Consider the following 12,788-nt stretch of genomic DNA (forward strand, 5'->3'; position numbering starts at 1 on the left):
TTTAGATAATCTTGTCTTTCCGATTTCTATGATAAAACCAAATCTTTTTTTAGGAGCTAATCCCGCTATCTGTTACAATCTTTTGTGCCGAACCCCGGCACAAAAGGATTTCCACTTCTATCGGGGCTAGAATAATAATTTTTATAATAATATTTTCCTAGAGTTTGTCTTTCCCAGGAACGAGGAATATCCGTAATTAGCTCTACAAAGTAAAAAAGAGGCTCAATTTGAGACCTCTTTTCCTTAGTTATATATTTCTAAAAAGAATTATTTCCCTTTCAACAACTTCTCCAAATATTCAACTTTATCTTTTTCAGCTTGAACCAAACGCTCATAAAGTTCTACAACTTTATCAAGTGGATTGAAATTAGGCTGAATATTAACTGCATTAATCGTTGAGCTATCATGGCTAGAAAAAGTGTTGTTGATAACATTTAAAACAGTTTCATCGCTGTAGTTTTTAATTGCTTCGGCAGACACGCCCAAAACTTCGGCAATTGCTTGTAGTTTCTCTTCGTCAATACTTTCACTTCCTTCAATGTTCGAAACAGATTGCTGGCTTACGCCAATTGCCATTGCAAGGGCTTCTTGTTTCATGCCTCTAAGCTCTCTGATTCGGCTTATATTTCTTCCAATATGTTTTGGTTTTATTGCTGTGCTCATAGTTCAAAGATATTTAAAATTCTTGAAAAAAATTATTTGTATTGTAAAACACAAGCTTGCGTTTGTGGTTTACAATTTGGCAAGTTTCGATACAATGCAAGTTGTTATTTACTTTCGATAAAAAACAAAAATACAATTTTTCTGATAGAAAATGTTCTGGAACTAAATTATAAAAAATCGCAATCATGCAAACAGAAAATCAAACAACGATACAAAATAGTGATGTATTATTAGCATTAGCCAAATTTCTTTCGGCGCTTTGGTTAGAAGGCGATTTTAGAAATCAGCCCGATTATTTAGCCGAAATTTTTGATAACATTCTCGAAACCGAAATTGGCGACGATCTCGATTTGCGAACTAAAATGATAGGTTGTATCAAAACCAGTAAAATGTTGGCAAAAGCATTAGAGCCATTCTCAGATCAAGAAATAGAAAAAGCCTGCATTGCAATTATGAATGCATAAAAAATTAAAGAAGTAAATAGGTAAAGAAATGGTTTCAATTGCCGAACTTTGACAGCAAAAACAAGTACTTAAACGACTTTTAAGGCTGTTCACGGGCATAATAAAATTAAAAAGAGAACTAGAGCTATCTTTATATTGTCTTTTTGTATTAGACAACAACTTTATCTAACCTATCATGAAAACTTATGCAGTACTTATTATCGCAATTATGGCTGCTTTTTCTTTTAAATGTTTTGGACAAAGTATCAATCGCACTTCGCAAAACATTGCAGCATTAGGAAACACAACTTCTCAGTCAAACAACTCGCCAAAAGACGATCGTGTAATAGTAGCTTATGAAGTTGAAGAGACAATTAATATGACTTTTGGTAAAAGAATCACTAAGTACGAAGTTTCTAAACTTAGTATGGTTAGTACATATGATCTTGGCCCACATAATACCAGAGTCGTAACGCCAGTATACGGAAAAGCAAAAGTAAAAACTGTCGAAGCAGGTTTACACTCAAAAGCTATTGTTGATACCGCTAGAACTAACATTAAACCAATTAAAGTAGGTGTAATTGCACCGGCAGAAGCACAAAAATACCTCACCATAGATGTAATAAGCACCTATGAGAAAGTTTTAGACAAAGGTTACATATCTTTAGATATGCTAATAAAAGTTGCTGATAGAGCCTATTTTGATGGCGATTTTGCAGTTGCAGTCAAATACTATTCGCAACTCTTTAGTTTAACCAATAATTTAGAATCGATGTACTATTATCGATATGCACAATCCTTAAAGGGAATAAATCAAATCGAGAAAGCCGACGAAATGATGAAACTGTTCGAGGTTAAAAACGCAGCTTTTGAAGTAGTGAAAGAAAAATGAAATACTTTTAAATCTCAGTTCTAAAATGTGTGGAGAAACATAAAAAATGTTTTTACCGCAAAGAGCGCAAAGATCTGTATCTAAGAAAGCTTTTAAAAGCAAAAAGTTCGCAAAGGCTAGTCTAGACAAAGCTTTGCGAACTTTGTCTTTTTTATAAAAGCTAAGAGTAAAAAAACTTAGCGCTCTTTGCGGTAAACTTTTTTTCTCTCCGCAACATTTCGCGTTAATCCTTTGCTAATCCTATTTAGTTTGCTTGAGTTTAGATCAAAAAAAAAAGACTATCATGAAAATGATAGTCTTTTTTTAAGCTCCCCCTCTTGGGCTCGAACCAAGGACCCTCTGATTAACAGTCAGATGCTCTAACCAACTGAGCTAAGGAGGAATCACCTTAAAGGTAAATATTTTTGCTAAAAAAAATTTGCTCCCCCTCTTGGGCTCGAACCAAGGACCCTCTGATTAACAGTCAGATGCTCTAACCAACTGAGCTAAGGAGGAAGTTGTTGTTCTTTTTAGCGAGTGCAAATATAGAGCATTTTTTAGTTTCTCAAAAATATTTTTGCACTTTTTTTTAGATATTTTTTCTACTTAACAATTGCCTTATAAATGTCGTTTCCGTTAGCAAACAAAAGCAGTCCGATAAGTAAAACGAAACCAACCATTTGTGCATTTTCTAAGAATTTGTCACTCGGTTTTTTGCCACTAATTATTTCATATAATAAAAACATAACATGACCACCATCAAGTGCCGGAATTGGCAATAAATTCATAACTCCAAGCATAATTGATAAAAAAGCCGTGATTGTCCAGAAAGCTTCCCAGCTCCAAGTGCTTGGAAAAACGTTAAAAATCGCAGCAAAACCACCTACTGATTTGTATGCTTTTGTTTCTGGGTTAAAAATCATTTTAAGTTGTTTACCGTAACTTACTAATTGATCTTTACCTCTTGTTAGTCCAACCGGAACTGATTCAAGCAAATTATAGTTTTTTGTACTAATTTTATAATACCCTAGTTTCTCTAAAGATTCCATATTTAAACCGCCTACAGCAACGCCTAATTTTCCTTCTGATGAAACTTTAACCGTAACAGGAACTTGTTTAAGATCACGTAAAACAACAGCAGGAAGAGTTTTTCCTTTATTAACTTCTAAAATCGTTTTAACCTGATCGTAATATCTCGCATCCTTACCGTTAATACTAACAAATAAATCTTTTGGTTTTAAAGCCGTATTCTCTGAGCCTTCAGTAATATTTGCTACAGCAAATGGCATTCTCATACCAACAAGATTTCCTTTTTTATATTTTGACAATTGATCAGCAAGATCAGTAGGTATTTTTATGGTTTGCTGTTGTCCGTTTCTTTCAACTACAATTTCTTTTGCCAAGATAATTTTAATGTTCAAATCATTGTCAAAATTGGCTATGCTTTGCCCATCAATAGAAATAATTTTATCTCCGGTTTTAAAACCAGCTTTAATCATTGCAGGATTTTCGATTAAAACACCATCTTTCAAATCAGCATTTGCTACATAAGTCTCGCCATAAACAAACGCCATTCCTATATATATAATAAACGCCAGAATAAAGTTTACAGTAACACCACCCAACATAATAATTAAACGTTGCCAAGCTGGTTTCGAACGAAATTCCCAAGGTTGCGGTGGCAAGGCCATTTGTTCCTTGTCCATACTTTCGTCGATCATTCCAGAGATTTTTACATAACCTCCAAGTGGCAACCATCCAATACCGTATTCAGTTTCGCCAATTTTCTTTTTTAGAAGAGAATATTTAACATCAAAAAATAAGTAAAATTTTTCGACTCTTGTTTTAAATAATTTTGCAGGAATAAAATGTCCTAATTCGTGAAGAATAATAAGTAATGATAAACTCAATAGAAATTGAGAGAGTTTGATAACTATATCCATTTTGTATTTTTAGTTCGTAATTTAACGCACAAAAGTAACGTTTTCTATTTTAATTTAAGACCGCAATATACTACTTAAGGTTTTAAAATCTTGTTAATAATTCTTCTTACTTTATTAAATTAAAAAAGCCTTAATTATTAGTATCTCATTTGCTTATATTGTTACAAATGTCTTGTTCTGATATTTTAAAAACTTGTTAAGTCTGTTTATTTGTTAATCCTTTTTTAAGCAGAATAAAAGCACTTTATAATCTCTTAAATTAATTAAAAACGACTATTTTAGATTTTTCAATATTCACTTGTAAGAAAAGCTCGAGTTAACTTTCAACTATAACTTTATAAATTAAAAACAATATTGATCAAAATTCTACATTATTTATTTCTTATTCGTTTTAGAAAATTAGTTTCTAAAGACGACAGTATTGCTATGTTCTTAATCGTATTTTTTTATCTGGGAGCTGCAGTTGTAGTTTATATAAATTACGAAGTTTTCCGCAATTATATGATTCTTTTTTTTGTTGATGTAATCGCTTACCATTTACAAAGAAGAGACATTGAAATATTGAAACTGAAAAAAAATTATAAAACCATTCTGTTTACAGAATATATTATTTATTCGCTTCCCTTTTATTTAGTGTTGGCAGTAAAGAAGGAATTCATTTTTATTGCTGGAATTCTTTTGTTTAAAATAATATTAATAAATGCGCCGCGATTAAATCTAAAAGTTATTCGATATCCTTTTAATTTATTCAATGCGCATTGGCATATTTCCTTTAGAAAATATAAACTTATTTATGTTTTTCCGCTTTTGGTTGCTTTGATTTTTGTGGCTGTAAGTTATAAAAATGAGAATCTTATATTTTTAGTCTATCTGGTTTTGTCTTTTATTGCGTGCGTTCCATCTTTCGAAAGGGAAAAAACAGAAGAAATAAAGCTTAATACTTTTAGTGCTAAAAAGTACTTGATTTTTCAATTAAAAAATGCATTTTTCAATACATTTTATCTGGTGATTCCGGTAGTAGTAACACTTTGTTTGTTTCAGGAATGGCAAAAAATAGTATTCATACTTCTTGTTTTTATTCCGCCACTTATTAATGTATTGTTTAAATATATTTATTTTGAAAATCATTTTTTGCAACAAATTATTTTTAGTCTGTTTATCGCCTCAAATATTTTTCTCTTTGGCGTTCCATTATTAGCATTGCCTTTTACTTATATAAAAGCGATTAAAACATTAAACACCATCAAAATATGCTGACAATTTGTATTGATGAAAAAAAATACGGTAATAAAATTATCTTAGAAGATATAAAAATCAATATTGATAAACCTGGAATTTACGGTGTTATAGGTAAAAATGGCCACGGAAAAACCACATTTTTTAAATGTTTGCTTGGATTAGAGAAATTTCAGGGAAGTAGTGAAATAAATGGAGATAAAGTTATGTTGCAAAATTCAGGTTGGGTTCCAACAGAACCTGCAATTTACAATGAACTTACGGCAAAAGAATTTTATAATTTCTATGCTCATTTATTAGATCTGAAAAAGCCAGCATTCAATACCATATTTGAAGTTCCAGAAAATCAATTAATAAGTGAATTTTCGACAGGTATGAAAAAGAAAACATATCTAAACGCAGTTTTTCAAAAAGAATTCTTGATTTATGTTTTAGATGAACCTTTTAACGGGCTTGATTTAGAATCAAATTATCTGTTGATGAATTATATCAGAGAGCTTTCAAAAACAGCTATTGTTTTTATTTCATCTCATATTTTAGAAATTCTATATAAGGATTGTGATAGAATTTTTCTGCTAAAAAATAAGAGAATTCATGAGTTTGAGAAAAATAAGTTTGTAGAAATTGAAGAAGAATTATTTTCGAAAAATGCCTAAATAGAATTTGCTTTAAATGTTTGTTAATTAATAAACATTTCAATTTCTCATTTTAGCAAGATGCCGTAACTTTACTTTTTAAAATTCTGTCATTTTCAATTGGCAGTTTAAAACCATTAAAAGTTAGAATTATGGGTTCACAATTATTTTCTCCACTTACAATAAAAAAAATCACTTTAAAAAATAGAATCGTTATTTCGCCAATGTGTCAATATTCTGCAATTGACGGATTTGCAAACGATTGGCATCTAGTTCATCTTGGAAGTCGTGCCAGCGGAGGCGTTGGATTAATTATTCAGGAAGCAACAGCCGTTTCGCCCGAAGCAAGAATTTCGCCAGCCGATTTAGGAATCTGGAAAGACGAACATATCGAAAAGCTAAAAACAATCAATCAGTTTATAGTTTCTCAAAATTCGATTCCCGGAATTCAGTTGGCGCATGCAGGTCGAAAAGCAAGTGTTTCATCTCCTTGGGAAGGCAATAAAAAGCTAGATTTCGCTCAAGGCGGATGGCAAACAGTTTCGGCAAGTGCGATTCCATATCATGATAACGAACCATTTCTTCCGGAAGCTTTGGATAAAAACGGAATCCAGAAAGTAATTTCAGATTTTAAAGCAGCTACAAAAAGGGCTGTTGAAGCCGGTTATCAGGTTATGGAAATTCATGGTGCGCACGGTTATTTATTGCACCAGTTTTTATCGCCATTAACCAATGTTAGAACAGATGAATATGGCGGAAGTTTCGAAAACAGAATCCGTTTTACATTAGAAATTCTAGAAGCAGTTCAGTCAGAATGGCCAGAAGATTTACCTTTAATAGTTAGAATTTCAGCAACAGATTGGGCAGAAGGCGGATGGAATCCTGAAGAATCAGTAAAGCTTTCGGCGATCTTAAAAGAAAAGGGAGTAGATTTAATAGATGTTTCATCTGGCGGATTGGTTTCTCATCAAAAAATAGAACTAAAACCGGGCTATCAAGTTTCTTTTGCAGAGAAAATTAAAAAAGAAGCCAATATTTCAACAGGCGCCGTTGGTTTAATTACCAGCGCAAAACAAGCCGAAGAAATTTTAACTAAAGGTCAAGCCGATTTAATTCTGTTCGCGCGCGAATCTCTAAGAAACCCGAACTTACCTTTAGATTTCGCCCGAGAATTAAACGAAGATATTCAATGGCCAAAACAATACGAAAGAGCAAAACTTTAATATTTTTCCGCCACGAATTCACGAATTAATTCTAAAAGAAAGCTTTATAATTCGTGAATTCGTGGCGAAAAAAAATCCATACCAACATGCAAAAAATAAAAACAGCATTATTATCATACGGAATGTCGGGAAAAGTTTTTCACGCACCATTTTTAGACATTCATCCAGGATTTGAATTATTAGGTTCTTGGGAGAGAAGCAAAAAACTAATTCAGGAAGATTATCCAACCGTAAAAAGTTATCCAACAATAGACGAATTATTATCAGACAATGTCGATTTAGTAATTGTAAACACACCAGTTGGAACACATTACGAATATGCCAAAAAAGTTCTATTAGCCGGAAAACATGCCGTTGTCGAAAAAGCATTTACGACAACAGTTGCCGAAGCCGAAGAATTGGCAGCAATTGCCAAAGAAAAAGGATTAAAATTGGCCGTTTTTCAAAATAGAAGATGGGACAGCGATTTTAAAACCGTTCAAAAAGTAATTAAAGAAGGAACTTTAGGAGACTTAGTCGAAGCCGAATTTCATTTTGACAGATACAATCCATTATTGAGTCCAAAAGCACACAAAGAAACTGCAAATGATGGAGCTGGAATCCTTAAAGATTTAGGACCACATTTAATAGATCAGGCCGTTTGCTTGTTTGGTTCGCCAAAATCTGTTTTTGGAGATATTCGTTATACCAGAGAAAACTCTTTAGTCGATGACTGGATAGATTTATTGTTGATTTACGAAGATTTTAGAGTACGACTAAAAGCAAGTTTTTTTGTTAGAGAAGCAAATCCCGCGTATACAATTCATGGAAAAAAAGGTTCTTTCTTAAAACCTCGCGGAGATGTTCAGGAAGATGAATTAAAATTGGGTAAAAAACCAAATCTGGAATCTTGGGGAACAGAATCAGAAGATTTAAAAGGACTTTTGCATACAGAAATAGACGGAAAAATTATTAGAGAAAAAATTCCAACACTTCAAGGAAACTACTTCTCATTTTTTGATGGTGTTTATGACTCAATTGCAAACGACAAAAGAGAACCCGTTACCGCGCAAGATGGCGTAAAAGTAATGCAGATTATTGAAGCTGCAATTGCGAGTAATGAGCAGCGAAAAGCAATTAATTTGTAGAAACTTAGTCTACGGATTTTATGAAATATTGTAAAGACGCACAGTAGTGCGTCTTTTTTTATGCCCACAGATTTCAAGGATTGAACAGATTCTCACAGATTTTAATCCTTTTAATCTGTAAAATCTGTGGCAAAAAATAATTACAAAATACAAGTATAAAGAAAACCTTTGTCCCTTTGCATCTCAGAACCGTTGCACCTTAAAAAAAAGAATTTATAAACATACAACGTTATAAATGGAGGAACAGCTATGGTATGATAGACTATAAGGTTGGTTTTTTGTACTTTTATGCGATTAAATTCAAAATGCATCAACATTGATAAATTTCAACCCATTAGCGCTATTCCAAACAAAAGGAAAAATCAAGAAAGTTTACAGAGAAGCCAAAGCCTCTTATTTAAACCGAATTCGTTTCGCTGTGGGAATGTTTTATTTTGGAATGGGTTTAAGTTTTGCAACTTGGGCAAGCCGAATTCCGGATATCAAAACCGCATTGCATTTAACCGAAGGCGATCTTGGTTCAATACTTTTTGCTTTACCAATGGGACAATTAGTAATTATGCCTTTTTCGGGAAAAATGGTAACCAAATTTGGGAGTCATAGAATTTTGATTTTCTCCTTAATAATGTACGTTTTATGTTTGGCAAATCTAGGTTTGGCAACGTCGGCTTTACAATTATCATTAGGATTGTTCCTGTTTGGATTATTTGGAAATCTAGCCAATATTGCAGTCAATACACAAGGAGTTTATACCGAAGTACTTTTTAGAAAAACCATCATGTCGTCGTTTCACGGAATGTGGAGTTTTGCCGGATTTAGTGGAGCATTAGTAGGTTTGGGTATGTTAGCCTTAAACTTGTCGCCTTTTCATCATTTTTTAATAGTAGGTGGAGTGGTGCTATTAATGGTCGCTTTTAACTTTAAATTTTTGGTCAAAGCCAAAGAAAAAATAAAAAATAAAACCTCCGAAAAGAAAAAACTATTCGTTAAACCAGATAGCGCTTTAATTTGGCTTGGAGTTATTGGTTTTTGTAGTATGGCGAGCGAAGGAGTTATGTTTGACTGGAGCGGAGTTTACTTTAAAGATGTAGTAAAAGCGCCAGGGCCTTTAGTAATTCTAGGCTACACTTCGTTTATGATCATGATGGCCAGCGGACGTTTTTTAGGAGATGGTTTAATTAATAAATTTGGTCGTGAACGCGTCATGCAAATTAGTGGAGTTATGATTTCGGCAGGGCTTTTTACTGCTGTTTTTCTTCCCTACATTATTCCGTGTACAATTGCATTTATGGCAGTTGGTTTAGGAGTAGCCACAATTGTGCCTACTGTTTATAGTATGGCAGGAAAAAACCCAACAGTTCCACCAGGTGAAGCTTTAACCATTGTTTCGAGCGTGAGTTTTCTTGGATTCTTAATGGGACCTCCAGTTATTGGGCATATAGCCGAAAGTTTTGGACTTCAGTTTTCTTTTGCATTTATTGGAATCTTTGGCGTTTTAATCGCTTTTATGGTTTCTAAAATTAGAACTACATCTTAATTAAGTAATAAATAAATAGAGCTTAAAAGTTATATTTCCTCTTGTAAAAGAGAGGATATACTCAATACTAATCAAAAAAACATTTCGAATAAATAAAAATTAACAAGAAAAGTATTTCTTATTTGTTTTTATTTATATTTGAATTTCAAATCAATGAATTACCTATGATTTGATTCGTAAAAATTTTTTCCAAAAACCATTTTTATCTTTTGAACGGAATAATTAAAACTATTTCGCAAAACTTAATTAATGTTTTTCATGAGAAAAAAGTACTTTTTGTTTCTTATTTTATTGCCTTTCAGCCTTGTTTTTTCGCAAGAACAAACTACTTTTTTAGGAATTGTGATTGACTCAAAAACACAAAATCCATTAGAGAATATTGTAGTAAGCATTCAAAATTCTTCCGTAACACAATTAACAAATACAGAGGGTAGATTTAAATTGCAGTCTTCAATAAAGGGAGAGCAATTGTTGCTATTGCACAGTCAGGGTTATAAAGATTTATTGTTGAAAATAAAATCTAATTTAGGTCAAGAAGTTAACCTTGGGATACTGCAATTAGAAGATAATTTTTCAGACGAAACTCCTGCCGCTTTAATTACATTATTAGAAAGCGATTTGTCCGATGATAATAGTTCATCAGAGATGACCGCAGGACTTCTTCAATCGTCAAAAGATGCCTTCATGCAAGCCTCAGCATTCAATTGGGGTCAAGCCCGATTTAGAGTTCGTGGTCTCGATAGTGAAAACGGAACTATGATGCTCAACGGAATGGTCATGAACAAAATTTATGATGGAAGACCACAATGGAATAATTGGGGAGGATTAAATAATGTGCTTCGAAATCAAGAATTCTCGATTGGTGCCGCAGCATCAAATTATACTTTTGGAGGTATTCTAGGAACACAGCAAATTTTTACACGAGCTTCAATGTATAGAAAAGGAGGGCAATTAACCTTTTCAGGAAGTAATACAACATACAGTTGGCGCGGTATTGCAACTTATGCTTCTGGAATGAATACTTCAGGTTGGGCATATGCAATTTCGGTAGGAAAGCGTTGGTCAGATGAAGGCTTTTTTGAAGGAACAAACTTCAACGCTGAGTCTTTTTTTATAAGTGTCGAAAAGAAATTAAATGCCAGACAATCCCTGAATTTTACAGGATTTTATACACCAAATTCTAGAGGAAAAAACTCAGCCAATACAAATGAAGTAACAGAACTAACCAACGAAAAATACAATTCGTATTGGGGTTGGCAGAATGGTACAAAACGAAATGCAAGAGAAAAAAATGTTGAAGAACCATTATTTATGCTCAATCATTATTTTAAAATTGATGAAAAAACAAATTTAAATTCAAGCATAATGTACCAATTTGGTAAAGTTGGAAACAGCAATATAGATTATCAAAGAGTAGATAGTCCTGATCCTGTTAACTATAAAAAAATGCCTAGTTATTTTAACTCACTTTATGCAAAAGATCACGGAGAATTTTCGGGAGCATTTATTCCGGATTACGAAAATGCCGAAAAAAATAAAATAGCATTTTTAGCACATTCTCAAATAGATTGGGATGCCATGTATCGCGCCAATCAAAAAATAATAACAAATGCAAATGGTACAGTTTCAGGTTTTGAACCCATGCAAAGCCATTATGTGTTATATGAAGATCGAACAGATGATAAAACTTTTGGAGCAAGTACAAATTTAAATTCACAGCTTACAGCCAACATCTTTTTTGATGGAGGAATAACATTTCGAAATCTTAAATCGCATAATTTTCAATACCTCACAGATTTATTAGGAGGAGAATATTTTGAAGACATTGATCCGTTTTATAAAGGAAACCAAGCACAATCTGATTTACAAAACCCGAATAGAAAAGTAAAAGAAGGAGATATTTATGGTTATAATTATAATTTTTTGGCCAATACAATCGATGTCTTCGCACAGTTTCGATTCTCCTATAACAGAACAGAATTCTATTTAGCACAATCTTATTCGATGTCAGATTATCAACGAGAAGGATTGTACCAAAATGGACTTTATCCTGACAATTCTCTCGGCAAAAGCCAAAAAGTAAATTTTGAAAATTTTGGTTTTAAAGGAGGATTTACCTATAAAATTTCAGGTAAGCAATTGTTGTTTTTTAACGGATCGCATCTTACCAGAGCACCATCAATTCGAAATACTTTTTCAAATTCTCGTTTGAATAATGCGGTAATCAACGGAATTGAAAGTGAAAATATAAGCAGTGCCGAGGCTAATTATGTGTATCATTCTCCCAAACTCAAAATGAGACTAACAGCATATTATGCAACAATTAAAAATAGCACAAAAACAACTTTTTTTTATGCCGAAGGAATTTTTGATAACGGAGCAGGTTACGACGCGACCGATGCTTTTGTGAGTCAAACGCTTACCCATTTGGACAAAAAAAATATAGGGGCCGAATTGAGTTTTGAATACCAAATGTCATCAACATTAAAAACAACTTTCTCTGCGGCTTATGGAGATTATACGTATAGTAGTAATCCCGATGTTTTAATAACAAATGATGCAAATACAGCTAAAACAGATAAGCCATCAACATTTGATTTTGGCAAAGCTTATATTAAAAATTATAAACAAGCCGGGATGCCTCAACAAGCTTATTCTTTAGGATTAGAATATCGAGACCCAAAGTTTTGGTGGCTTGGGGCAAATGTGAATTATTTAACAGATAGTTACATCGATATTTCGCCAGTTGCTAGAACATCGCAATTCTATATCAATCCTGCAAATGAATTTCCTTTTCCCGAAGCGACAAAAGTGCGTGGTGATGAACTGCTAAAACAAGAAAAATTCAATCCAATTTCATTACTCAATATTTCGGGCGGAAAGTCGTGTCGCATTTATAAAAAGTATGTTGGGCTTTTTGCAAGTATAAATAATGTCTTGGATTCAACATACAAAACAGGAGGTTTTGAACAAGCCAGAAATGCCAATTTTAGAGCTTTAAATCAAGATATTTCTAGCGGAAATCCCTCTTTTGGCCCCAAATATTATTACGGATACGGTCGAACTTATTTTGTAAATCTTACAATTGGTTTCTAAATTTTAAAATAAAA

10 protein-coding genes and 2 tRNA genes are annotated in these 12,788 nt (G+C 32.9%); 8 read left to right on the forward strand and 4 right to left on the reverse strand.

Annotated elements, in window-relative coordinates:
* Positions 1–267: 267 nt before the first annotated feature.
* Positions 268–663 carry a helix-turn-helix domain-containing protein gene (locus IW18_RS20160; protein ID WP_041519971.1) on the reverse strand — a complete coding sequence of 132 codons (396 nt, stop codon included), beginning with the start codon at positions 661–663 and terminating at the stop codon, positions 268–270.
* A 185-nt stretch (positions 664–848) separates the two neighbouring features.
* On the opposite strand from IW18_RS20160, the gene IW18_RS20165 reads away from it, so the two are divergent.
* Positions 849–1,127: a hypothetical protein gene (locus IW18_RS20165; RefSeq protein ID WP_041519972.1), complete on the forward strand. Its 279-nt coding sequence runs from the start codon at positions 849–851 to the stop codon at positions 1,125–1,127.
* Positions 1,128–1,302: 175 nt separating this feature from the next.
* Positions 1,303–1,998 (forward strand): hypothetical protein, encoded by a 696-nt coding sequence (locus tag IW18_RS22780; RefSeq protein WP_052480248.1) that lies wholly within the window; start codon positions 1,303–1,305, stop codon positions 1,996–1,998.
* Between the two features lie 308 nt (positions 1,999–2,306).
* Here IW18_RS22780 and IW18_RS20175 read toward each other — a convergent pair.
* The 3 genes from IW18_RS20175 to rseP form a co-directional block, all read right to left on the reverse strand.
* A tRNA-Asn gene (locus tag IW18_RS20175) sits at positions 2,307–2,380 on the reverse strand.
* Between the two features lie 39 nt (positions 2,381–2,419).
* A tRNA-Asn gene (locus IW18_RS20180) sits at positions 2,420–2,493 on the reverse strand.
* 86 nt (positions 2,494–2,579) lie between these two features.
* Positions 2,580–3,920 (reverse strand): RIP metalloprotease RseP, encoded by a 1,341-nt coding sequence (gene rseP / locus IW18_RS20185; RefSeq protein ID WP_041519973.1) that lies wholly within the window; start codon positions 3,918–3,920, stop codon positions 2,580–2,582.
* 354 nt (positions 3,921–4,274) lie between these two features.
* On the opposite strand from rseP, the gene IW18_RS20190 reads away from it, so the two are divergent.
* From IW18_RS20190 to IW18_RS20215, 6 genes are all read left to right on the forward strand, one after another.
* Complete coding sequence (locus tag IW18_RS20190; protein ID WP_041519974.1) at positions 4,275–5,177, forward strand: hypothetical protein; 903 nt, start codon at positions 4,275–4,277, stop codon at positions 5,175–5,177.
* Entirely contained in the window at positions 5,171–5,812 is a 642-nt protein-coding gene (locus IW18_RS20195) for an ATP-binding cassette domain-containing protein (protein ID WP_041519975.1), read from the forward strand. The genes IW18_RS20190 and IW18_RS20195 overlap by 7 nt, the downstream gene beginning before the upstream one ends.
* 131 nt (positions 5,813–5,943) lie before the next feature.
* Entirely contained in the window at positions 5,944–7,014 is a 1,071-nt protein-coding gene (locus IW18_RS20200) for an NADH:flavin oxidoreductase/NADH oxidase (protein ID WP_041519976.1), read from the forward strand.
* An 86-nt stretch (positions 7,015–7,100) separates the two neighbouring features.
* On the forward strand, positions 7,101–8,141 hold the full coding sequence (locus tag IW18_RS20205; RefSeq protein ID WP_041519977.1) for a Gfo/Idh/MocA family oxidoreductase: 1,041 nt from the start codon (positions 7,101–7,103) through the stop codon (positions 8,139–8,141).
* A 316-nt stretch (positions 8,142–8,457) separates the two neighbouring features.
* Positions 8,458–9,678, forward strand: a complete 1,221-nt coding sequence (locus IW18_RS20210; protein WP_084608003.1) for an MFS transporter — start codon at positions 8,458–8,460, stop codon at positions 9,676–9,678.
* Between the two features lie 258 nt (positions 9,679–9,936).
* Positions 9,937–12,774: a carboxypeptidase-like regulatory domain-containing protein gene (locus IW18_RS20215; protein ID WP_041519978.1), complete on the forward strand. Its 2,838-nt coding sequence runs from the start codon at positions 9,937–9,939 to the stop codon at positions 12,772–12,774.
* Positions 12,775–12,788 lie beyond the last annotated feature (14 nt).

Source organism: Flavobacterium hibernum (assembly GCF_000832125.1).
GTDB lineage: Bacteria > Bacteroidota > Bacteroidia > Flavobacteriales > Flavobacteriaceae > Flavobacterium > Flavobacterium hibernum.